This window comes from Sphingobium sp. RSMS, assembly GCF_005406185.4.
GTDB lineage: Bacteria > Pseudomonadota > Alphaproteobacteria > Sphingomonadales > Sphingomonadaceae > Sphingobium > Sphingobium fuliginis.
Genome location: NZ_CM191257.1, coordinates 252383 through 274042 on the forward strand (window position 1 = coordinate 252383; position 21660 = coordinate 274042).

A 21660-nucleotide genomic window follows, 5' to 3' on the forward strand; every position below is an offset into this window, starting at 1 on the left:
ATGCTGACCGAACCAAGGGGGACCGGGCGGGTTCCCCGGGGCAGACGAGATGATATGCGAACAGGAGGACGGTCATGAAGATCAATCGCAGCGGATCGGCGGTATGGAGCGGCGGCCTGAAAGACGGCAAGGGCGCGATCTCGACCCAGAGCGGCGCGCTGGATGCGCATCCCTATGGCTTTGCGATGCGCTTCGAAGGGGTGCCGGGCACCAATCCCGAGGAGTTGGTCGCGGCGGCCCACGCCTCCTGCTTCACCATGGCGCTGTCGCTGATATTGGGCGAAGCGGGGCTGACGGCCGAGAAGATGGAGACCAACGCCGTCGTGACGCTGGAACAGCAGGAAGGCGGCTTTGCCATCACGGCGAGCAAACTGAGCCTGAAGGCGACCATCCCCGGCGCGGACGATGCGCGGTTTCAGGAACTGGCCGCCAAGGCGAAGGCCAATTGCCCCGTGTCCAAGCTCTTGAATGCGGAGATCAGCCTGGACGCGGAACTGCTAGGCTGAAGGCGTGCGCTTGGCGTGGACATGTTCGCGCCAGGCGATGTACAGGCCGCTCCCCACGATCAGCGCCGCACCGATCCACGTCGTCGCGATCGGCCAGTTGCCCCAGATCGCCCAGCCGAGCAGCGTCGTCCAGACGATGGAACTGTAGTCCATCGGCAGCACCAAGGAAACGGGGGCCCAGCGCAGCGCCGCGGTCATGCAGATCTGCGCGATGCCGCCGGTCACGCCGATCAGCAGCAGCAGGCCCCATGTCATGGCGTCATGGGCCTGCCCGTGGAACAGCATCGCCACGCCCAGCGGGGGCAGGGAGAGGAGGGTGAACCAGAAGACGATCACCCCGGCGCTTTCCGTGCGGCCCAGTTCGCGCAGGACCAGGCTGACGCAGGCGGTGACGAAAGCCGCGGCGAGCGCGACCGCGACGCCGATCGCGGGGAAGTGCCCGGCGTCCGGCCGGACCATCACGATCACGCCGAGAAAGCCGATGAGCACCGCGCTCCACCGGTGGATGCCGGTCGTCTCGCGCAGGATGAGGGCGGACAGGATCGTGCCGAAGATCGGCATGGTGAAGCCGATGGTCACCGCTTCCGCCGGCAGCAGCAGGATATAGGACAGGAAGTTGAGCACCATGCCCGTCAGGCCGATGATCATGCGGGTGGCATGGACGCCGATGCGTCGCGTGCGGATCGATCCCATGCCGCTTGTCATGGCGATCCAGGCGAATACCACCGGCAGCGCCAGGGCCTGGCGGTAGAACAGCGATTCCACCACATGGACGCCGCGCGCGTCGGCCAGCCTGACCGTCACGAACATGACCGAAAGGCAGATCACCGCGAGCAGGCGCAGGCCGATGGCGGTGAACGGACGATGCGGGCGATTGGATGGGGGTAGGGGCGGCATGCGAACGCCTTAGCCCCGCTGCGGGAGGACGCAACCGCCCAAGGAGGGATGGACGGGTCCGGAATGCGGGAAATTGGCCAATTCAGGACCTTCCCCTCCCGTAAACGGGAGGGGTTAGGGGTGGGCGCGAGCGTAGCGAGCTTCTGACTTAGCCGTTGAAAATTCACGCTGATGTCGCGCCAGCCCACCCCCTAGCCCCCTCCCGCCTGCGGGAGGGGGAATGTCCGCAATCCACCCCAATCAGCCGTTCGGCGCGTTAAGGAGCGTGCGGCGTTAAATCGGACGCAGGCCGCGCTTCAGCTTTCCGTGTCGCATCCTTTCAAGCAGAACCGGTTCCCGTCCTTCGACGGGCTCAGGACAGGTTTTTCTGCACGATGCCCCCCATTTGCCCGCGCCGTTTCACTTCACCGGTTTGCGAAAACGCAGCGTCATCCGGTCGCTTTCCCCAATGGCGAGATATTTCGCCTTGTCGACCTCTCCATTGCGCAGGGTCGGCGGGAGCGTCCAGACGCCCTTTTCCCAGTCGGCCGTGTCCTTGGGATTGGCGTTGACCTCCGACGATCCGGCATATTCGAAGCCGGCCGCTTCAGCGAGGCGGCGGATGGTCGATACCTTGAGGTAGCCGCTGGTCTTCTCCAGCGCCGTATCGCGCCCTTCGGGCAGGCGATGGTCGACGATGCCCAGCGTCCCGCCCGGCTTCAGCAGGTCGTAAAAGGTCTTGAACGTGGCCGTTTCGGTCCCGCCCATCACCATATTGTGCACGTTGCGGAAGGTCAGCAGCGTGTCGACGCTGCCCGCCGGAATGAGACCGGTCTGGTCGGGGAAGGGGACGACCTTCACCTTGTCATAGACGTCCGGCTTTGCCGCGAGGAACGCCTTGTAGCCGTCCAGAGAGCGGCCGGTTGGCTGGAGCGCGTAGAAGGTGCCCTTTTCGCGCAGCAGCGGCGCCAGGATTTCCGTGTACCAGCCGCCGCTGGGCGCATATTCGACCACTGTCTGGTCCGGCTTCACCCCGAAGAAGGCAAGGGTTTGGGCCGGATGGCGGTAGGTGTCGCGAGCGGCATTGGCCGGGGTGCGGCTGGGGGCGGCGACCGCGGCCGCGATAGGATCGGCCGCCTGATGATGGTGCGCATGCTGCGCGGCGAGGGGAAGCAGCGGCAGGGACAGGCCGGTCAGCAGCAGGGCGGCGCGGGCTAGACGGTTCATCGGCATTCCTCTCTTTCTGGGGAATGTCCGATGTGCCGGTGATGCAGGCTGTGCGCAAGCGGGCCGGCGGGAAATGTGTCCGCCGGCAGCAGATTGTTGCAATATGCGCTTATGGGCAGGTCGTTACAGGCAGGCTTCCAGGAAAGGCTGGTCGAAGCCGAACTGCCGCGCCTTGTCCAGCGTGTAGGGACGCAGGCCCATGGAACGATATTCCCCGATGATCTTCCCGCTGTCGTCCTCGTCATGATATTCGAACTTGAACAGTTCCTGGGTGACGATGACGTCGCCTTCCATGCCGATCACTTCGGTCACGTTGGTGACGCGGCGGGAGCCGTCGCGCAGTCGCTTCACCTGCACGATCAGGTCGACGGAGTCGGCAATCTGCTTGGAAATCGCTTCCTTGGGGATCTTGATGTCGCCCATCAGGATCATGTTCTCCATACGGCCGAGGCATTCGCGCGGGGAGTTGGAGTGGAGCGTGCACATGGAGCCATCATGGCCGGTGTTCATCGCGGCGAGCAGGTCGAAGCACTCCGCGCCGCGGATTTCGCCCAGGATGATGCGGTCGGGGCGCATGCGCAGGGCGTTCTTGACGAGGTCGCCGATGGTGATCGCGCCCTGGCCCTCCAGGTTCGGCGGGCGGGTTTCCAGCGGCAGCCAGTGCGGCTGTTGCAGGCGAAGTTCGGCCGCGTCCTCGATGGTCAGCACGCGCTCGCCGGGGTCGATCATCTTGGAGAGGGCATTGAGCATGGTCGTCTTGCCCGAACCCGTACCCCCCGAAATCACGATGTTGAAGCGGCATGCGCCCGCGATCTTCAGCGCCGTGCACATCTTCTGGCTCATCGCGCCCCATTGGGCGAGCATGTCGAGCGTGATCGGCTTGGCGGAGAATTTACGGATGGAGATGGCGGTGCCGCGCAGGGATAGCGGCGGCACGATCACGTTGACGCGGCTGCCGTCGGGCAGGCGGGCGTCGGCCAGCGGCGTGGTCTGGTCGACGCGGCGGCCGACCTTGTTGACGATGCGCTGGGCGATCTGGAACAGATGCTCCTCGTCGCGGAACTTGATGGGCGCGATCTGGAGCTTGCCCTTCTTTTCGATATAGGTCTGCTCCGGGCCGTTGACCATGATGTCGCTGACGTCCGGATCGGCCAGCAATTCCTCCAGCGGGCCCAGGCCGAGCAGTTCGTCCACCAGCACCTTTTCCAGCGCGAACTGCTCGCGGCGGTTGAGGGTCAGCTTCAGTTCCGCCAGCACCTCCATGATGATCGGGCGGAATTCCTCGGCCAGCTCATCCTTGGTCAGCGTGGCGGCGGCTTCGGGATCGACGCGCTCCAGCAGGCGGGGGAGCACCTGCTCCTTGATCTTGTGGACCGAGGCTTCGAACCCCTGCGGTCCGGCATCGGCGGCATGTTCGGCATTGGCGCGATCCGACAGGCGCTGCATCGCGTCGGCATTGCGCTGCATCTGGCTTGTGGGCGCGGAGAGCGGATCGAGCGGGGCTTCCGGGGGCAGGGCCGTCATGTCCAGGGGCGGGAACTGCTCGCCGCCCTTGATCTCTTCCTTGGGCGCGCCTCCCTGCATCGGTCGGGCAAGGCCGAAACCCGGCTTGATGCCCGCAGGTCCATTTTTCCGTCCAAACGCGCTCATAATTCTCCGCCGAAATGATGTGCATCAGCCATGGTTGTTAAAGGTGAATAGCGTGGAAACTTTGATAAATGGCTAATGCGTCGGGTGGCCGGGCGCCGCAGCGGGGCGGGGCCTGCTTGGACATTCGAACGGCGTCTGCATTCGGCTGGCGGGAGGATGATGCTTGCCCACAAGATGCGAACTGTTGGCGTGGTGGCTGACATCCAGTCTTCAACGATAGGGCATTTCGGTCGTTGATGATCCTGATGAGAGCCATGTTCGGCCAGTCTGGAATGCCAAAGGGCCCCGTTCCGACTTGGAACGGGGCCCTTTGGCTTTTAGCAGCGGTCAGATTCGGCTTGTCAGCCGGCATGTTCCGCAAGGACGGTGAGGCCCTTTTCGTTCACCTCGGCAAAGCCGCCGCGGACCGGGATGATTTCCGGGGCGGCGCCGGCGTTGGCGAAGATCTGGATTGTGCCGTCACGGACGGTCGACATGAAGGGCGCATGGCCCTCCAGCACGCCGAAGTCGCCATCGGTGCCGGGGACGACCACCTGATAGACCTCTTCCGAGCGGACGAGCTTTTCCGGGGTCACGAGTTCGAAATGCAGTGCCATTGTCTTACTGAGCCTTTGCTGCATCAAGGGCGACGGTCATGATCATCTGAATGCCCTTGCCTTCATTGTAAACGATGTTGGGACCATCAAGAATGACGATCATATGCCCGCCGGGACGTTCCGCATTGAGGACCAGCAAATCCCGCATGAAATTGCCTTGCATCCCAGATCGGCTTTTATCGATCGTCCAGCCTATGGTCGACCGCAATTTGGTCGTCCAATCATATCTTGCCGTCAGCGAGAGCATGGTGTCGGCCAGCGTCACCTTACAAGCCGGCACCGAGGCGGAAGTAGCCAGCCACATCTTGCCTTCGGGCACGGCGACGGAAGCGTAGATGCCTTCCTTGCCAAATAAGCGGCTAGCCATGGTCTCCACATCGGCCGGAGGAATGGCCAAGGTGATACCGACGTTCTTCAACAGCTTTTCGTTCTTCGCGGTCAAATGGTCCCGCTCGGTAAGCTGTTGCGCGCAGGCTCGAAATGCTGTTTCCAGCGCGCTGGTCAACTGGGAGGCCGTCGTCTTGGCCGGTGTTGCCGATTGCAGCAAAGCTAGTGCAAGGACGACGCCTCCCATCATTTGCCTTACGCCGCTTCCGCAGCCAGCTTCTTCGCCTTTTCGATGGCTTCGTCGATGCCGCCGACCATGTAGAAGGCGTTTTCGGGCAGATGGTCATATTCGCCTTCGACCACGGCCTTGAACGACTTCACCGTATCCTCGATCTGGACGAACTTGCCCGAAATGCCGGTGAAGACCTCCGCGACGTGGAAGGGCTGCGACAGGAACTTCTGGATCTTGCGGGCGCGGGCGACGGTCAGCTTGTCCTCTTCCGACAGCTCGTCCATGCCCAGGATCGCGATGATGTCCTGAAGCGACTTGTACTTCTGGAGGATCGCCTGAACCGCGCGGGCGGTTTCATAATGTTCCTGACCCACGACGCGGGGTTCCAGAACGCGGCTGGTCGAGTCCAGCGGGTCCACCGCCGGATAGATGCCCAGTTCCGAAATGGCGCGGTTGAGAACGGTGGTGGCGTCGAGGTGCGCGAAGCTGGTGGCCGGCGCCGGGTCGGTCAAGTCGTCCGCGGGGACGTACACGGCCTGCACCGAGGTGATCGAACCCTTGTTGGTCGAGGTGATGCGCTCCTGAAGGGCGCCCATGTCGGTGGCGAGGGTCGGCTGATAGCCCACGGCCGAAGGAATGCGGCCGAGCAGAGCCGACACTTCCGCGCCCGCCTGGGTGAAGCGGAAGATGTTGTCGACGAAGAACAGCACGTCCTGACCTTCCTGGTCGCGGAAATATTCCGCAATGGTGAGGCCCGACAGGGCGACGCGCGCGCGGGCGCCCGGCGGTTCGTTCATCTGGCCGTAGACCAGCGCCACCTTCGAACCTTCGCTGATCGCGTTGCCGTCGGCGTCCTTGGCGATGACGCCGGCGTCGAGGAATTCGTGATAAAGGTCGTTGCCCTCGCGGGTACGCTCACCGACGCCCGCGAACACGGAGGTGCCGCCATGGCCCTTCGCGATATTGTTGATCAGTTCCTGGATGAGCACGGTCTTGCCGACGCCCGCGCCGCCGAACAGGCCGATCTTGCCGCCCTTCGCATAGGGAGCGAGAAGGTCGATGACCTTGATGCCGGTGACCAGGATCGAGGCGTCGGTCGACTGGTCGACGAATTCCGGCGCCTTGGCATGGATCGGGGCGGAGAGGGTGGTGCCGACCGGGCCGCGCTCGTCGATCGGTTCACCGACGACGTTCAGGATGCGGCCGAGCGTGGCCGGGCCGACGGGAACGCTGATCTGCGCGCCGGTGTCGGTCACTTCCTGACCGCGGGTCAGGCCGTCGGTCGAGTCCATCGCGATGGTGCGGACGGTGTTCTCGCCCAGATGCTGGGCGACTTCCAGCACGAGGCGCTGGCCGTTGTTGCTGGTTTCCAGCGCCGAGAGAATGGCCGGAAGTGCATCGGGGAAGGTAACGTCGACGACGGCGCCGATGACCTGGCTGATGCGGCCTACATTGTTGGTGGTTGCCATGACTACTGTCCTTGCCTGCACTTAAAGGGCTTCGGCGCCCGAGATGATTTCGACGAGTTCGGTGGTGATCGCGGCCTGACGGCTGCGGTTGTACTGAATGGTCAGCTTGTTGATGAGGTCGCCGGCGTTGCGGGTCGCATTGTCCATGGCGGTCATCGACGCGCCCTGTTCGGACGCGTTGTTTTCCAGCAGCGCCTTGAAGATCTGCACCGTGACGTTGCGCGGCAGCAGGTCGTCGAGGATCGCTTCCTCGCTCGGTTCATATTCCACCGTCGCGCCGATGGCGTTGCGGTCGGCGTCGGCCGGGATCTTCACCGGAATGATCTGCTGCTCGGTCGGGATCTGGGCGAGCGCCGACTTGAAGCGCGAGAAAAAGAGATGCGCGACGTCGAACTTGCCGTTCAGATACATGTCGGTCAGTTCGCGGGCGATCTCCTCTGCCTGCGCATAGCCCGGTTCCTTGACGCCGGTGGTGTCGAACTGGGCGACGATCATGCCGGGGAAGGTGCGGTTGATGACCGGACGGCCCTTGCGGCCGATCAGGTAGAAGCGGACGGTCTTGCCCTGCTGGATCAGTTCGTCCGCCTTGGCGCGGGCGGCCTTGACGATGTTGGCGTTGAACGCGCCGGCAAGGCCACGGTCCGAATTGGCGACGACCAGCAGATGGACATCGTCCTTGCCGGTGCCGGCCAGCAGCGGGGAGGCGCCTTCGCCCGAACCGCCTGCGATCTTCGAGGCGAGGCTGGCGACGACCGCTTCCAGACGGCTGGAATAGGGGCGGGCGGCTTCGGCGGCGGCCTGCGCCTTGCGCAGCTTCGCGGCGGCGACCATCTGCTTGGCCTTGGTGATCTTCTGGGTCGATTTGACCGACCCGATGCGCAGCTTCAGTTCCTTGAGGCTAGCCATAGTTCAAACATTCCGAGCAAGGGCCAGACGGCCCGCGAGACCAAAGAAACCGACGCCCATGGCGCCTTCGAACCAGCGCATCGCGCTGCTCTGCCCGACCTTGCGCCCCGCCTTGGTGGCGAGGATCGCGAGAAGGGCGCACCAGAAGAAACCCAGTCCATAGACGATCGCGATCAGCAGCATGCCCTGCCATGGTGCGTCCGGACCGGTGCCGACGAACTGCGGCAGCGCGGCCAGGAAGAAGATCGCGACCTTCGGGTTCAGCACGGTGCTGATGAACCCCTGCGCGAAGGGCGATCCGCCGATCCGCAGCCTGGGCGCTTCCGATGCCGGCGATGGCTTCACCGCGCCGCGCAGCATCGAAAGGCCGAGCCATGCGAGATAGATCGCGCCCGCGATCTTCACCGCCATGAAGAGGCCCGGCACGGCGTTCAACACGCTGAGGAAGCCGAAGCCGCAGAGCGCCATGTAGAACAGCCCGCCAAGCTGGATGCCGCCGATCGCCGCCATTCCCGCCTTCAGCCCGCGCCGCGCCGCGTGACCAGCCACCAGCATGGTGTCCGGTCCCGGCAGCAGCACCAGACCGATCGACATCACGGTCCAGGCAAGGAGGGAATGGGCGGTGAGCATTATCGCAGCTTCGTTCTTCCTTTTTTCCGTCATCCCCCTGGGGGGCCATCTCCCTTGCGTTGCGTCTGGGCGCTCGGTCGGGAGATGGGTTCCCGCTTTCGCGGGAATGACGGAGTTGGTGGGTTACGCGAAGGTCTTGCCGAACGAGTCCAGCGCGGCCTTCAGCTTCGCCTTGGGCTCGTCGCCCAGATCCTTGCTGTCGCGGATGGCGGCCAGCACCTCGGGATGGTCGTGGCGCAGATAGGCGAGCATCAGCTCTTCATAGCGCGTCACGTCCTTGACCGGGATGCTGTCCAGATAGCCGTTGGTGCCAGCGAAGATCGACGCCGTCTGCTCTTCGAAGGGCAGGGGCGAGAACTGGGCCTGCTTGAGCAGTTCGGTCAGGCGCGCACCGCGGTTCAGCAGCTTCTGGGTCGAAGCGTCGAGGTCCGAACCGAACTGGGCGAAGGCCGCCATTTCGCGATACTGGGCCAGCTCCAGCTTGATCGAGCCGGAAACCTTCTTCATCGCCTTGGTCTGCGCGGCGGAACCGACGCGCGACACCGACAGGCCGACGTTGATGGCCGGACGGATGCCCTGATAGAAGAGGTTGGTTTCGAGGAAGATCTGGCCGTCGGTGATCGAGATCACGTTGGTCGGAATATAGGCCGACACGTCGCCTGCCTGCGTTTCGATGATGGGCAGCGCGGTCAGCGAGCCGGCGCCGTTGGCGTCGTTCATCTTCGCGGCGCGCTCCAGTAGGCGGCTGTGCAGGTAGAAGACGTCGCCCGGATAGGCTTCGCGGCCCGGAGGACGGCGCAGCAGCAGCGACATCTGGCGATATGCGACGGCCTGCTTGGAAAGATCGTCATAGACGATCACGGCGTGCATGCCGTTGTCGCGGAAGAATTCGCCCATGGTGACGCCGGTATAGGGCGCCAGATACTGGAGCGGAGCGGGTTCCGAAGCGGTCGCGGCGACGACGATCGAATATTCCATCGCGCCATTTTCTTCGAGCTGCTTGACGATCTGCGCGACGGTCGAGCGCTTCTGGCCGACGGCGACGTAGATGCAGTAGAGCTTCTTGCTCTCATCGTCGCCCGCGTTGATGCCCTTCTGGTTGATGAAGGTGTCGATCGCGACGGCGGTCTTGCCGGTCTGGCGGTCGCCGATGATCAGCTCGCGCTGGCCGCGGCCGACGGGGACGAGGGCGTCGATCGCCTTGAGGCCGGTCTGCACGGGTTCGTGCACCGACTTGCGGGGAATGATGCCCGGCGCCTTGACTTCCACGCGCTTGCGTTCGGTGTACTGGATCGGGCCCTTGCCGTCGATCGGGTTGCCGAGGCCGTCGACCACGCGGCCAAGCAGGCCCTTGCCGACGGGCACGTCCACGATGGTGCCGGTGCGCTTGACGGTGTCGCCTTCCTTGATCTCGGCATCCGAGCCGAAGATCACGACGCCGACATTGTCGGCTTCCAGGTTGAGCGCCATGCCCTGCACGCCATTGGCGAACTCGACCATTTCGCCCGCCTGGACGTTGTCGAGGCCATGGACGCGGGCGATGCCGTCACCCACGGTCAGCACGGAACCGACTTCGCTCACCTGCGCTTCGGTGCCGAAATTGGCTATCTGGTCCTTGATGACCTTCGAAATTTCTGCGGCGTTGATATCCATGTTCAGCCTTTCAGCCTTTCATCGCGTGGGCGAGACTATTCAAACGGGTGCGGATGGAGGAATCGATCATCTGGCTGCCGATCTTGACGACCAGCCCGCCCAGGATCGCGGGATCGACCTTGGCATCGAGCGCGACGTCGCGGCCGACGCGGGCGCGCAGGCCCTGTTGCAGGGCGCTGACCTGCCCGGCGTCGAGCGGATGGGCGCTCGTCACTTCGGCGCGAACCTCGCCCTTGTGATTCGACAGCAGCGTCTCATAGGCGCGGATGATCGCGGGCAGCTGGGAAAGGCGGCGGTTCTGGGCCAGCACGCCCAGGAAATTCGTCGTCAGCGGGTCGAGGCCCATGGAGGATGCGACGGCGGCGATCGTCTTACCCGCTGCGTCGCGACTGAGGACGGGGCTGTTCACCAGGCCCTTGAAATCGGCCGATTCGGCCAGTGCCGCCTTGAGCGCAGCCAAGCTCGCCGCGACGGTGTCGAGCGTCTTGCCGTCGCGGGCCAGATCGAACAGCGCCACCGCATAGCGGCCGCTGAGGCTGGCCTGAATACCGCCGGTCGTCTCCACGCGCTTACCGTCCTCCACTTGATTCTGGCATTTTGAATTGCCGGTCATGCAAAAAGGGGGCGCGGTTCTGTCCGTCCCGGTCCCCTGTTGGGGGGCCGGTTAGCAGTGGGATTGTGACTATGCAAGCCATGGAACGCGATTCGACCGTCAGTATGAAATCATCGCGATTTGACTGAGTTTTTATATGGGACGAATCGCCGGTCGCCGCCCCGCTTTTATTTCCCCTCGGGGGTGAGCCGACCCTTTTGGCAATGGTAAACGATCCGTTCATTGGGTTGGGCCGGAAGCAGGGCGGCGAGATCGTTCTGCAGCGTGGCGATTTTCCCCAGCAGGGCAGAATCGCTCCCACAGCCCTTGATCGCGCCGCCGCCAAGGGCGCGGGCCTTTGCCATGGTGTCGATGTCGGGCAGCCAGCGCTGGACCCGAAGCGTGCCCGTTGCCGGATCGAAGCGGCTGACGGTCACGAAATTATGGTCGTCGGGAACGGCCGCGCGCTGCCAGCCGGTGCCGGAGGAGACATATTGGGTGTCGCCGTCGACGCAGCCCCCCTCCGCCCAATGGAATCCGATGTCATTGGGTTGGGATATGGTGAGCCGGCTGCGATTCACGTCCACCCGGCAGACATTGTCGCCGGCCCAGGCAAAGGCGTTGTTGCCCATGACGTTCGCGTCCTGCGGCAGTTCGATGCGTTCTTCGATACTGGAGAAGCTGGGCTTCAGGAAGAACAGTCCGATCGCCGCGAACAGCAGGACGCCGCCGCCCGCCAGCCACCAGGTGGCGCGCCGTTCCCGGCCCTGGCTGTAGAACAGGCCGCCTGCGCCGAGGCCGAGCACCGCCAGCGCCAGCAGCACCGCGGCGCCCGCCATCGCATTTTCCCGGGCGGAAATGACGTCGCGTTCGGCCGTGTCGCGGGCCTTGTCCAGCGCGGCTTCGCGAGCGTCCGCGCGGGCGCGTTCGGATTGCTCGCTCCGCGCTTCCTCCCGCTGGGCGAGGGCGGCTTCGGCGGCGTCCGCCTCCGCCATCGAGCGGCAGGGAACGACGGTGTGCAGCGACGATATGCCGGCCTGCCGCAGGAAGGAGGCGACTTCCCGCCAGGACACGGCGAAGCCGAACTCCGCATCATTGCCGTCGGAGACCGATCCGAAACTGTTGACCCCCAGCACCCGGCCGCAATCGTCGACCAGCGGACCGCCGCTATTGCCTGCGGCCAGCGGCGCGGTGTGCAGCACCGTATCGAAATTCTGGCTGGCCCTGCCTGAGGACACAGTGCCGCTGGTCTTCACCGTGCCGAGCGGTTCCACCAACTGCTTGAGGCCAAGGCCCTGCGCGCGGTCCACCGTGCCGGGATAGCCGATGGCGGTCACATGCTGCCCGTCGCTCACCGCCCCGGCGTAGAAGGTGCTGACCGGCAGGCTGCCTTCCTCCAACTGGATCAGCGCCAGGTCGTTGCCGGGCGAGAAGGCGATGATCCGGCCGCCATAGGTCTTCGTCCCCTCCGAAGGGATGACGCCGATGACAAGATCCTTCTCCTCCCGCGTCAGTTCGACCACATGGGCGTTGGTGACGATCTTGTCCGGCGCGACCGCGAAGCCGCTGCCATGGCCCACGAAATAGGCGTCGGAGCCGTTGGTCGCGACCAGCACGACGCGGACAACGCCGCGGGCGGCGGCTGCGATGTCCTGCTGTTCGGCATGCGCGCCGGAGGGCCCGGCAAGAGCCAGGAGCGCGGCCAGAACAGGGGCGAGGCGACGGAATAGTGCGACCATGGTTGGCGGCATTCATATGCGATGGTGGGATTGAGGCAATGCGCAAAAAAGCGTGGAGCCGCTTTTTGAGCGCAAGCGGCGGGAAGGCTGATGCGTCGGGCGCGGCTATCCCTTATTCATGACCGAGATGAGACAGCCCGAAGCCCCGATCCACGCCATGCCGGACGCAGATGCCTGCTGGGACGCCTTTCTGGGGCGCGACCGGAGCTTCGACGGGCGGTTCGTGGGCGCCGTGCTGACCACCGGCATCTATTGCAAGCCGAGCTGCGCGGCGCGGCATCCTCGGCGGGAGAATATGATCTTCCTTGCCGATCCGGAGGCAGCGCGGGCGGCGGGTTTCCGCGCCTGCCTGCGCTGCCGCCCCGACGAGGTCGGGCGCGACCGGCTGGCGGTGGAGGCGGCCATCGCCTTCATCGCTGCCGCCGAGACCCCGCCCTCGCTGGAGGAGGTGGCGGCGCATGCGGGCTATGCGCCGCATCATTTCCACCGGCTGTTCAAGCGCGAAACGGGGATGACGCCGGCCGCCTACGCCCGATCGCTGCGCACCGAACGGCTGAAAAGCGCGCTGGAGGAGGGGAGCAGCGTCACCGGCGCGATCTATGAGGCGGGCTATAATGCGCCCAGTCGCGCCTATGCCGATGCGGAACGGCATCTGGGCATGACGCCCAGCGCCTGGAAGGATGGAGGGCGTGGCGTGGCGATTCGCCATGCGGTGGTGCAGACCGGCCTGGGGCCGGCGCTGGTCGCGGGGACCGAGCGGGGGCTTTGCCGGATCAGCTTCGACGAGGATGAGGCGGATTTGCGCCGGCGCTTCCCCAAGGCGGAGATCCTGCCCGCCGACGAGGGGCTTTCGGCCCTGGCGGCGCAGGTCGTGCGGTTGATCGACGATCCGTCGGTGCCGCCGGATTTGCCGATGGATGTGTGCGGGACGGCGTTTCAGCAGGCGATATGGGCGGCCTTGCGCGCGATCCCGCCGGGTGAGACGCGCACCTATGGCGAAATTGCGGCGGCCATCGGCAGGCCAGGCGCCGTGCGGGCCGCCGGGACGGCTTGCGGCGACAACAATCTGGCCGTGCTGATCCCTTGCCATCGAGTGTTGCGGAGCGATGGGAGCCTGGGCGGATACGCCTATGGCACGCGGCGCAAGCAGGCCCTGCTGGAGCGCGAAAGCCGGGGCTGAAACCACGCTTTTCGCTTTTCTTTCAGCAGGCTGTCGGCCATGAGTGCCGCCGGGGTTCAACGCCGTTGCAGGGGGTGGCGTGACGATTCGGGTGTTGAAGGGGCTGCTGCTCCTGGCGGGCGCGTTGGCGATCATGCCGGGTACGGCGCAGGCGGCGTGGTTGCAGGCGAACAGCCGGCATTTCACCATCATGAGCGACGGCAGCGAAGCCAGGCTGCATGAATTTGCCGAGAAGCTGGAAAAATTCGACGGCCTGTTGCGCCGCGTGACCGGCGTCGACGATCCGGAGGCGGGCAGCCCGGTCCATGTCTATCTTCTGTCCAACGACGCCAAGGTGAAGGCGCTGGCGCGCAATCCCAATATCGGCGGTTTCTACACGACGTCGGATCGCTTCGCTTATGCCGTCCTGGCGCGGGGCGCGAAGACGAGCGATTATGATGTGGGTGCCGAGGACATATTGTTCCACGAATATACCCATCATTTCATGCTGCATCATTTCCCGGCGGCTTATCCGGCGTGGTATGTGGAGGGTTTCGCGGAATTTTTCTCCGCCGTGAAATTCCCCAAGGACGGGTCGATCCAGTTCGGCCGCATCCCGATGGCGCGGGCGCCCACGCTGGTGCAGGATTCGCCCTATCCGCTGAAGGACCTGTTCGCCCGCGATACGGACGGGCTGGGGCTGCGAGACGGGGATCGCTATTATGGCACGGCCTGGCTGCTCACCCATTATTTCCAGTATAAGGCCGACCGGCGGGCGGAAATCAGCCATTATCTGAAGGATCTGGCGGCCGGCGTGCCGGATATGAAGCTCGATGGCTATTTTGCCGGGGGCGTCGAGGGGCTGGAAAAGGACCTGAAGGCCTATATGCGCCGTCCCTTGTCGGCATCGCGGCTCGATCCCAGCGCGGTGACGGTGGGGGCCATCGCGATCGGCCCGGTCGATCCGGCGCAGGGCGCGCTGATCGAGGATGAATTGCGGCTGATGAACCATCCCCGCACCGAAGATTTGCCCGACATCGTCCGTGCGATCCGCGCCACCGCCGCAAAATTCCCGTCCAGCGCCTATGCGCTGGCGCTGCTGGCGGAGGCGGAGTGGGAGGCGGAGGAGAAGGCGGCGGCGCTGGCCGACGCCGATCGCGCGATCGCGCTCGATCCCGGACTGTCGCGGGCCTATAGCGCGCGGGCGCGGGCATTGCTGGAGCGGGCGCAGGACGATGACAAGGAGGAGGATTGGAAGGCTGCGCTGAAGGCCATCGTCAAGGCGAATCGCGCGGATACGGAAGACCCGGTGCCGCTGGCGCTGTTCTACCGCTATCATGCGATGAAGGGCGGGCTGATGCCGGACATCGGCTATGACGGCCTGGCCAAGGCCTTTCTGCTGCTGCCGCAAAGCCCGGAATATCGGATGACCTATGTGCAGGCCCTCGCATTCCGGGGGGACTATGCCAAGGCATCCCAACTGCTCGACCCGCTGGCCTATTCGCCGCACCCCTCCGGCACGCGGGACGCGGCGCTGGCGCTCAAGAAGCGCTTCGATGCCGAGGCCGCTAGGAAGAAAAGCCCTTCAACCGCTCCATGATCGCGCGGCGCTGGGCCTTGCTCATCCCTGCCCAGCGTCGGATTTCGTCCGTCGTCCGTCCGCAACCGGTGCAGATCCGCCCGGCCTTGTCGAGCTTGCAGATGTTGACGCAGGGGCTTTCCATGGGTGTTCGGGCCATCACATGAAGCTGTACGGGTCGACGTCGACCGCCACCCTTGTGCCCGATTTCCAGCTGAGGTTGCCCAGCCATTCCCGGATCGCGTCCTGCACGTCGACCTGCCGCGTCGCGTGGATCAGCAGGCGGTGGCGGTGCCGCCCGCGCAGCACGGAAAGCGGGGCCGGGGCGGGGCCGTAGACGCGCATCCCGTCGATCGAGGGCGCGGACTTGCCGATCAGCCGCGCGACCTCGGCGGCTTCGTCCGCATCCTCGCTGGACACGATGATCGCGGCGAAGCGGCCGAAGGGCGGGGCGTTGGCGTGGCGGCGATTCTCCGTCTCCACCTCGTAGAAGCGCTCCACATCGCCTGCGATCAGGGCCTTGATGACCTCTGCCTCCGGCATGCGGGTCTGGATGAAGACGCGGCCCGGTTTCTGCCCGCGCCCGGCGCGTCCGGCGACCTGGACGATCTGCTGGAAGGTACGCTCCGAGGCGCGCAGGTCGCCGCCTTCGAGGCCCAGATCGGCATCGATCACGCCCACCAGCGTCAGGTTGGGGAAGTGATAGCCCTTGGTGACGAGCTGCGTGCCGATGATGATGTCGACCGCGCCCGCCTCCACCGACTTCACGAATTCCGCGACCTTGGCGGGCGACCAGAGCGTGTCGGAGGTGACGATGGCGGTGCGCGCATTGGGCCAGAGCGCCTTCACCTCGTCCGCGATGCGCTCGACGCCGGGGCCGCAGGCGACAAGGCTATCCTCCTCCTTGCATTCCGGGCAGAAGCGCGGCGCGGGGATGACATGGCCGCAATGGTGGCAGGCCAGGCGGTGGGTCAGCCGGTGCTCGACCATCCAGGCGGTGCAATTGGGGCATTGGAAGCGATAGCCGCAATGGCGGCAGAGCGTCAGCGGCGCATAGCCCCGCCGGTTGAGGAAGAGCAGGCTCTGCTCGCCCTTTTCCATCGTCTCGTCGATGGCGCGCACCAGCGGCGGCGCGATCCAGCGGCCGCGCTCCGGCGGGTCGGTGAGCAGGTTGATGCCCTCTATGTCCGGCATGGCCGCGCCGCCGAAGCGGGAAGGCAGCTTGATTTCCCTGTAGCGGCCAAGCTCGACCTGATGCCGCGTCTCTATGGCGGGGGTGGCGGAGGCGAGGATGACCGGGAATTTCTCTATAAGGCCGCGCATCACCGCCACGTCGCGGGCATGATAGTGGACCCCGTCCTCCTGCTTGAAGCTCGCCTCATGCGCTTCGTCCACCACGATCAGGCCCAGATTGGGATAGGGCAGGAACAGGGCGGAGCGGGCGCCGACCACCACCGACGCCTCGCCCGCCGCGATCGCCCGCCAGGCGCGCCGCCGCTCGCTCTGGCGCAGGCCGCTGTGCCAGTTGACGGGGACCGTGCCGAAGCGCTTTTCGAAACGTTCCAGAAAGGGCTCGGTCAGCGCGATTTCGGGGAGCAGCACCAGCACCTGCCGTCCCTCGCGGATAGCGGCGGCGATAGCTTCGAAATAGACTTCCGTCTTGCCCGATCCGGTCACGCCGTCGAGCAGGAAGGGGGCGAAGGCCCGTTCCCTGACCGCTTCGATGAACTGGTCGGCGGCCGCGCCTTGCCCATCGGACAGCAGCGGCGGGGCATGATCGGGATTCGGCATGGGGAAGGGGGTGTCGACGCTGACCTCCACCGCTTCGAAGGCGCCCGCCTTGATGAGGCCGCGGATCACCGCGTCGCTGACTCCCCCGATCATCGCCAGCTCGCGGATCAGCCCCTGCCGTTCGCCGATGCGCTCCATCGCCTGGGTGCGCTGTTCGGTCATGCGGTCAGGAAGGTCGCCCGTGGCGCGATATTCGATGACGGTGCGCGCGCCCTCCAGCGCCGCCATGGACGCCAGCGTCATGCGCAGCACGGCGGCGATGGGGGCGAGATAATAGTCCGCCGTCCACTCGATCAGGCGGCGCAGCGTCTCCGGCACCGGGGGCGCGTCGACCGGGCCGACGACGTTGCGCAGGCGGTTGTCGCCCACCGTCTCGATTTCGGGAAAGCTGTCCTCGTCCCACACCACGCCGACGATCTGGCGCGGACCCAGCGGCGCGACGACGATGCTGCCGGGCTTGACCGCCATTCCGTGCGGCACGCGATAATCGAGCGGCCCCAGGGCGGCGTTCAGCAGGATGACACGGGCGCGCGAACTCATTGCCCTCTCCCTAATGGCAGGGGCGGTTGAGGCAAGCCCTGGAGCGCGTCAGATTTTCCAGCTCAATGTCAGCCAGGGGATGTGCGCCACCGCATCCGGGCGGCCGTCGCGGAACGTCTGCTGCCGCATATAGAGCAATTGCGCGTCCAGCGCCCTGGCGATCGGATGGCGCAGCCCGATCTGGTTGCGCATGACGGCGAGGCCCCGCCTGTCGCCGGGGCGGGCGCGGTTCAGGTGGAACATCAGCTCGGCCGCCGCGATCAGCGTCCATCGCTTCGCCGCGTCGAGAGGCACCGAGGCCTGCGCCCGCTGCCGCAGCCGCCAGCTTGCCCTGTCGGCGGTATCGAAAAAGCGCTGTTCGATGCGGGTGCGGCTCATCCAGATGCCTTTCGTCAGCGTCACCTGCTGGAACAGCCGCATTTCCTGTTCCGGTTCGGAGCGGAAAAAGGCGAGGCCGCCGCCGATCTGCACCGCCCTGGCGACGCGATGGTCGATCAGGACGCGCACCGTCTGCTGCCCGCCATTGGAGGATGCCTGGCGGAAACGCTGGCTGAGGTCGAGCGACACGAGGTCCACATCGCTTGCCTGCACGACCAGCGATTCGGTCGTCCACAGTTGATTTTCCTGGCTGGCGGCGAAGGCGGGCGAGGCGGCCAGGAGGCCGACGGGGATCAGCGCGTCCGATATGTGGCGGGGACGCTGGCGGCGGGGCATGGATCGGTCCTTTGGAAAGGTGCCGCCGTCATAATGTTGCGCCGGGCGGAAGGTAAAGGGGCAGCCTCCGGCAATAATGGCTAATCCGTCATGGAGCCGCTAAAGGAAACGCGATTCGTCCCTTCCTCTGCCGGAGCAGATCCATGAAGTTCTTCGTCGACACCGCCGACACCAATGAAATCCGCGAACTCGCCGCCACCGGCCTGCTGGACGGCGTCACCACCAACCCCTCTCTGATCCACAAGTCGGGCCGCAAGTTCCTGGAAGTGGTGGAGGAAATCTGCGGCATCGTGGAAGGGCCCGTGTCGGCGGAGGTCGTCGCGCTCGACCATGAGACGATGATGAAGGAAGCCGCGGTCTTGCGGAAGATCGCCGGCAATGTCTGCATCAAGGTGCCGCTGACCATCGATGGCCTCAAGACCTGCAAGGCGCTGACCGGGGAGGGCGTGATGGTGAACGTCACCCTCTGCTTCTCCGCCAATCAGGCGCTGCTGGCGGCCAAGGCGGGCGCGACCTTCATCTCGCCCTTCGTCGGGCGACATGACGACAATGGCTTCGACGGCATGAAGCTGATCGAGGACATCCGCCTGATCTACGACAATTATTCCTTCGCCACGGAAATCCTGGTCGCAAGCGTGCGTCACCCGATCCATGTGCTGGAAAGCGCGAAGATCGGCGCCGACGTGATGACCGCGCCGCCGTCCGTCATCAAGGCGCTGTTCAACCATGTGCTGACCGAGAAGGGCATTGCCGGCTTCCTGGCGGACTGGGAAAAGACCGGCCAGTCGGTCCTCTGATTCGAGTTGGGGGTTTGAGGAAGGGCGCGCAGGCCGGTCCTGCGCGCCTTTTTTGTCGCAACCTTCGCCGGGGAGCGTCATTCTCCTGCGCAAAGGAGAGGCACGATGTTCGTCGCGGTCTATTGGTGGCGCGTTCACCCCGGCAAGGAGGATCAGTTCCGCAAGGCCTGGCGCCGGGGAACCGACCTGATCCGCGAAAAATATGGCAGCTATGGTTCGCGCCTGCATCGTGATGCCGACGGGCGCTTCGTCGGCTATGCCGAATGGCCGGACGAGGCGAGCTGGCGCGCGGCTTTCGATGAGAAGATGGTCTATGACGATCCCGAGACGCGCGCCGCCTTCGTCGACGCCATAGCGGAGGTGCCGCCGGACGCCGATCCCATCTTCACCATGACGGTGACCGACGACCTGCTGTTGCGTTCGGCGGCGGGGCGTGGCGGCGGCGACTGACCGATCGGACTAGGCGCGCCTCCCTTGCGCGTCCCTTCCTTGCGCCTTCCAGCCAGCCCCCTAACACCTTTGACCCCGGCGGCTGTCCCGATGCGCCGATGCGCCGGTCGAGACAGGCTCTATCACCATCAGCGCCTGCCAGATCCCGGAAAAGAGGAGGGAAAGCATCGCCGCCAGCGCATCCTGTCCGGCCTTGCCCGCGCCGACCGCGCTGGAGGCCAGCCCGTCCGTTGCCTATCGGCGCGACATCGATGGGCTGCGCGCATTGGCGGTGCTGCCGGTGCTGTTCTATCATGTCCGCCTCTGGCCCTTTTCCGGAGGTTTCATTGGCGTCGACATCTTCTTCGTCATCTCCGGCTATCTGATCGCCTCGATCATTGCGCGGGAGCTGGCGGAAGGCCGGTTCAGCCTCACCGATTTCTATGTGCGGCGCATCCGCCGGATATTCCCCGCCCTGTTCGCGACCATCGCCGTCACCATCATCGCCGGCAGCCAGATCCTGCTGCCCCTGGACTATCGCGCGCTTGGCCTGAGCGCCGCAGCGACGGTGCTGTTCGCCAGCAACCTCCATTTCGCGCGGCATAGCGGCTATTTCGGCAGCGCCGCGGAAGAAGCGCCGCTGCTGCACACATGGTCGCTGGCGGTGGAGGAGCAATTCTACATCCTCTTCCCGCTGCTGATGCTGTGTGCCTTTAGGGCGGGCGGGCGGACGCGGCTCCTGCTGGGGGTGGTGGCGCTTCTGTCCTTCGCCACGGCGCTGCTGCTGGTCGACCGTGCGCCGGTGCTGGCCTTCTACCTTCCCTTTCCCCGCGCCTGGGAGTTGCTGGCGGGCGCGTTGCTGGCGACGGATATGTTGCCGCCGCTGCGGAACCGTTGGGCGGCGCAGCTCTGCGCGCTGGCGGGGGTGGCGTCGATCGGCTGGGCGCTGTTCGGCTTTTCCAGCGCGACGGCCTTTCCGGGGCTGAACGCGCTTTACCCGGTGCTGGGGGCACTACTGATCCTGCATGCGGGGCAGAGCGGGTCGGCGGTCAGCCATCTGCTGGGCGGCGCGATGCCCGTGGCGGTCGGCCGCATCTCCTATTCGCTCTATCTGTGGCACTGGCCGCTTGTCGTCTTCTGGACCTATCGCACGGACGGCGACTGGCGGTTGCGGGAGCAGTTGCTCATCATCCTGCTCTCGCTCCTCCTCGCCGCTTTCTCCTGGCGCTTCATCGAGGAGCCGTTCCGCCGGGCTCGTCGCTTCACGGCAGGCCGCGCCTTCGCGCTCGCCGGCGCGATGATGGCGGCGGGGTGCGGAGCGGGCGCGCTGCTCTACCTGTCCGGCGGCCTGCCCGCGCGAGTGGCGCCCTCCGTCGCCGCGCTCGATGCGGCGAGCCGGAGCATGGCCTATCTGCCGGAGCGCTGTTCGGGCATGGCGGCGGTGCGGCACCGGGCGCTGTGCGCGGTGGGCGCGCATAACGGCACGGCGCCCAGTTTCCTGCTCTGGGGCGATTCCCACGCCCATGCGCTGAAACCCGCATTCGATCAGGCAGGCGATGCGCTGGGTCTGTCCGGACGGATCGCATCCTATCCTGCCTGCCCCACCCTGCTGGGGCTGGATCGGCTGGACCAGCCCGCCAGCCATGATTGCAGCGCCTTCAACGCGCAGGTGCTGGCGATGCTGCGCGACAGTCCGACGATCCACACGGTCTTCCTGGTGTCCCGCTGGGGCCTGTGCGCCAATGGACGCCGTCCCGAAGGCGGGACGCCCTGCTATCTCGGCCGGGACGGGAATGACGACCGGAGCCTCAAGCGCGACGCCTTGCTGTTTCGCGCGGGGCTGAAGGAAACGGTGCGGACACTGACCGGCATGGGCAAGCGGGTCATATTGGTCGCGCCCATTCCGGAATTCCGCCGCAACGTGCCGGAAAGCCTTGCGCGGGCGGAACTCTACAGCGAACCGGCGCAACTGGACCTGCCGCTGGCGGATTATCTGCGGCGGCAGCGCGACGTGTTCGGCGCCTTCGACGAGATGCGGCGGCGCTTCGCGGCCGGCGTCGTCTATCCGCACCGCCTTCTCTGCGGCACCGGCCATTGCGCGACGATGATGCATGGCGTGCCGCTTTATTCCGACGACGACCATCTGTCGCGGCAGGGCAGCCTGCTGCTGAGCGGCATGGTCCATGAAGCGATGCGGCCGATCCGGGAACGGGCCGACCGCCGCGAAAAGCGCTGAACTGGCGGAAAA

The 21660-nt window shown here is 65.5% G+C and carries 20 protein-coding genes; 6 read left to right on the top strand and 14 right to left on the bottom strand.

Annotated elements, in window-relative coordinates:
• Nucleotides 1-74 precede the first annotated feature (74 nt).
• Nucleotides 75-506: an OsmC family protein gene (locus tag EGM87_RS01140; protein WP_044661757.1), complete on the top strand. Its 432-nt coding sequence runs from the start codon at nucleotides 75-77 to the stop codon at nucleotides 504-506.
• Here EGM87_RS01140 and EGM87_RS01145 read toward each other — a convergent pair.
• The 11 genes from EGM87_RS01145 to EGM87_RS01195 all read right to left on the bottom strand — a co-directional run bounded on the left by EGM87_RS01145 (nucleotide 498) and on the right by EGM87_RS01195 (nucleotide 12403).
• Nucleotides 498-1403, bottom strand: a complete 906-nt coding sequence (locus EGM87_RS01145) for a DMT family transporter (protein ID WP_137709275.1) — start codon at nucleotides 1401-1403, stop codon at nucleotides 498-500. The two genes, EGM87_RS01140 and EGM87_RS01145, sit on opposite strands and share 9 nt — an antisense overlap.
• Nucleotides 1404-1802: 399 nt before the next feature.
• Entirely contained in the window at nucleotides 1803-2609 is an 807-nt protein-coding gene (locus EGM87_RS01150; RefSeq protein WP_044663065.1) for a class I SAM-dependent methyltransferase, read from the bottom strand.
• A gap of 123 nt (nucleotides 2610-2732) precedes the next feature.
• A complete protein-coding gene (locus EGM87_RS01155; RefSeq protein ID WP_025551234.1) occupies nucleotides 2733-4259 on the bottom strand; it encodes a TadA family conjugal transfer-associated ATPase in 1527 nt (508 codons plus the stop codon).
• Nucleotides 4260-4600: 341 nt separating this feature from the next.
• On the bottom strand, nucleotides 4601-4855 hold the full coding sequence (locus EGM87_RS01160) for an ATP synthase F1 subunit epsilon (protein ID WP_044661760.1): 255 nt from the start codon (nucleotides 4853-4855) through the stop codon (nucleotides 4601-4603).
• A gap of 4 nt (nucleotides 4856-4859) precedes the next feature.
• Nucleotides 4860-5432: a hypothetical protein gene (locus EGM87_RS01165; RefSeq protein ID WP_128830856.1), complete on the bottom strand. Its 573-nt coding sequence runs from the start codon at nucleotides 5430-5432 to the stop codon at nucleotides 4860-4862.
• Nucleotides 5433-5437: 5 nt separating this feature from the next.
• Nucleotides 5438-6883: a F0F1 ATP synthase subunit beta gene (atpD, locus tag EGM87_RS01170; RefSeq protein WP_025551231.1), complete on the bottom strand. Its 1446-nt coding sequence runs from the start codon at nucleotides 6881-6883 to the stop codon at nucleotides 5438-5440.
• A gap of 21 nt (nucleotides 6884-6904) precedes the next feature.
• Nucleotides 6905-7789 carry a F0F1 ATP synthase subunit gamma gene (locus tag EGM87_RS01175; RefSeq protein WP_061940214.1) on the bottom strand — a complete coding sequence of 295 codons (885 nt, stop codon included), beginning with the start codon at nucleotides 7787-7789 and terminating at the stop codon, nucleotides 6905-6907.
• A gap of 3 nt (nucleotides 7790-7792) precedes the next feature.
• Complete coding sequence (locus EGM87_RS01180; protein ID WP_061940216.1) at nucleotides 7793-8419, bottom strand: LysE family translocator; 627 nt, start codon at nucleotides 8417-8419, stop codon at nucleotides 7793-7795.
• Nucleotides 8420-8542: 123 nt separating this feature from the next.
• Complete coding sequence (gene atpA, locus EGM87_RS01185; protein ID WP_044661763.1) at nucleotides 8543-10072, bottom strand: F0F1 ATP synthase subunit alpha; 1530 nt, start codon at nucleotides 10070-10072, stop codon at nucleotides 8543-8545.
• Nucleotides 10073-10082: 10 nt separating this feature from the next.
• Nucleotides 10083-10637 carry a F0F1 ATP synthase subunit delta gene (locus tag EGM87_RS01190; RefSeq protein ID WP_048576191.1) on the bottom strand — a complete coding sequence of 185 codons (555 nt, stop codon included), beginning with the start codon at nucleotides 10635-10637 and terminating at the stop codon, nucleotides 10083-10085.
• A 215-nt stretch (nucleotides 10638-10852) separates the two neighbouring features.
• Entirely contained in the window at nucleotides 10853-12403 is a 1551-nt protein-coding gene (locus EGM87_RS01195) for a S1C family serine protease (protein WP_137709274.1), read from the bottom strand.
• Between the two features lie 118 nt (nucleotides 12404-12521).
• On the opposite strand from EGM87_RS01195, the gene ada reads away from it, so the two are divergent.
• Both ada and EGM87_RS01205 read left to right on the top strand, forming a co-directional pair.
• Nucleotides 12522-13583, top strand: coding sequence for a bifunctional DNA-binding transcriptional regulator/O6-methylguanine-DNA methyltransferase Ada (ada, locus tag EGM87_RS01200; RefSeq protein ID WP_137709273.1), 1062 nt, complete (start codon nucleotides 12522-12524; stop codon nucleotides 13581-13583).
• Between the two features lie 133 nt (nucleotides 13584-13716).
• Nucleotides 13717-15162, top strand: coding sequence for a tetratricopeptide repeat protein (locus EGM87_RS01205; protein WP_052816772.1), 1446 nt, complete (start codon nucleotides 13717-13719; stop codon nucleotides 15160-15162).
• Here the strand turns inward: EGM87_RS01205 and EGM87_RS01210 are convergent.
• Genes EGM87_RS01210 through EGM87_RS01220 form a run of 3 tightly spaced genes read right to left on the bottom strand, consistent with a single transcriptional unit; the run spans nucleotide 15131 to nucleotide 18186 of the window.
• On the bottom strand, nucleotides 15131-15373 hold the full coding sequence (locus EGM87_RS01210) for a DUF1289 domain-containing protein (protein ID WP_316252053.1): 243 nt from the start codon (nucleotides 15371-15373) through the stop codon (nucleotides 15131-15133). The two genes, EGM87_RS01205 and EGM87_RS01210, sit on opposite strands and share 32 nt — an antisense overlap.
• Nucleotides 15301-17472, bottom strand: coding sequence for a primosomal protein N' (locus tag EGM87_RS01215; protein ID WP_137709271.1), 2172 nt, complete (start codon nucleotides 17470-17472; stop codon nucleotides 15301-15303). Before EGM87_RS01215 ends, EGM87_RS01210 begins: the two co-directional genes overlap by 73 nt.
• A 48-nt stretch (nucleotides 17473-17520) precedes the next feature.
• Nucleotides 17521-18186 (bottom strand): DUF2490 domain-containing protein, encoded by a 666-nt coding sequence (locus tag EGM87_RS01220; protein WP_137709270.1) that lies wholly within the window; start codon nucleotides 18184-18186, stop codon nucleotides 17521-17523.
• Between the two features lie 143 nt (nucleotides 18187-18329).
• Here EGM87_RS01220 and fsa point away from each other — a divergent pair, with 143 nt between their 5' ends.
• The 3 genes from fsa (at nucleotide 18330) to EGM87_RS01235 (ending at nucleotide 21648) form a co-directional block, all read left to right on the top strand.
• Nucleotides 18330-18983, top strand: coding sequence for a fructose-6-phosphate aldolase (fsa, locus tag EGM87_RS01225; RefSeq protein ID WP_137709269.1), 654 nt, complete (start codon nucleotides 18330-18332; stop codon nucleotides 18981-18983).
• 105 nt (nucleotides 18984-19088) lie between these two features.
• Nucleotides 19089-19433 carry an antibiotic biosynthesis monooxygenase family protein gene (locus EGM87_RS01230; protein ID WP_137709268.1) on the top strand — a complete coding sequence of 115 codons (345 nt, stop codon included), beginning with the start codon at nucleotides 19089-19091 and terminating at the stop codon, nucleotides 19431-19433.
• A 193-nt stretch (nucleotides 19434-19626) separates the two neighbouring features.
• The gene (locus EGM87_RS01235; protein WP_244309665.1) at nucleotides 19627-21648 is read left to right on the top strand and encodes an acyltransferase family protein; all 2022 of its coding nucleotides are present in this window, start codon (nucleotides 19627-19629) and stop codon (nucleotides 21646-21648) included.
• Nucleotides 21649-21660: the final 12 nt, after the last annotated feature.

Coding starts and splice junctions, on each gene's coding strand:
- EGM87_RS01165 (WP_128830856.1), bottom strand. CDS start 5,432: ATGATGGGAGGCGTCGTCCTTGCACTAGCTTTGCTGCAATCGGCAACA.
- EGM87_RS01175 (WP_061940214.1), bottom strand. CDS start 7,789: ATGGCTAGCCTCAAGGAACTGAAGCTGCGCATCGGGTCGGTCAAATCG.
- EGM87_RS01145 (WP_137709275.1), bottom strand. CDS start 1,403: ATGCCGCCCCTACCCCCATCCAATCGCCCGCATCGTCCGTTCACCGCC.
- EGM87_RS01195 (WP_137709274.1), bottom strand. CDS start 12,403: ATGGTCGCACTATTCCGTCGCCTCGCCCCTGTTCTGGCCGCGCTCCTG.
- ada (WP_137709273.1), top strand. CDS start 12,522: ATGACCGAGATGAGACAGCCCGAAGCCCCGATCCACGCCATGCCGGAC.
- EGM87_RS01205 (WP_052816772.1), top strand. CDS start 13,717: ATGCCGGGTACGGCGCAGGCGGCGTGGTTGCAGGCGAACAGCCGGCAT.
- atpD (WP_025551231.1), bottom strand. CDS start 6,883: ATGGCAACCACCAACAATGTAGGCCGCATCAGCCAGGTCATCGGCGCC.
- EGM87_RS01160 (WP_044661760.1), bottom strand. CDS start 4,855: ATGGCACTGCATTTCGAACTCGTGACCCCGGAAAAGCTCGTCCGCTCG.
- EGM87_RS01220 (WP_137709270.1), bottom strand. CDS start 18,186: ATGCCCCGCCGCCAGCGTCCCCGCCACATATCGGACGCGCTGATCCCC.
- EGM87_RS01150 (WP_044663065.1), bottom strand. CDS start 2,609: ATGAACCGTCTAGCCCGCGCCGCCCTGCTGCTGACCGGCCTGTCCCTG.
- EGM87_RS01215 (WP_137709271.1), bottom strand. CDS start 17,472: ATGAGTTCGCGCGCCCGTGTCATCCTGCTGAACGCCGCCCTGGGGCCG.
- EGM87_RS01140 (WP_044661757.1), top strand. CDS start 75: ATGAAGATCAATCGCAGCGGATCGGCGGTATGGAGCGGCGGCCTGAAA.
- EGM87_RS01230 (WP_137709268.1), top strand. CDS start 19,089: ATGTTCGTCGCGGTCTATTGGTGGCGCGTTCACCCCGGCAAGGAGGAT.
- atpA (WP_044661763.1), bottom strand. CDS start 10,072: ATGGATATCAACGCCGCAGAAATTTCGAAGGTCATCAAGGACCAGATA.
- fsa (WP_137709269.1), top strand. CDS start 18,330: ATGAAGTTCTTCGTCGACACCGCCGACACCAATGAAATCCGCGAACTC.
- EGM87_RS01210 (WP_316252053.1), bottom strand. CDS start 15,373: ATGGCTGGGCAACCTCAGCTGGAAATCGGGCACAAGGGTGGCGGTCGA.
- EGM87_RS01180 (WP_061940216.1), bottom strand. CDS start 8,419: ATGCTCACCGCCCATTCCCTCCTTGCCTGGACCGTGATGTCGATCGGT.
- EGM87_RS01155 (WP_025551234.1), bottom strand. CDS start 4,259: ATGAGCGCGTTTGGACGGAAAAATGGACCTGCGGGCATCAAGCCGGGT.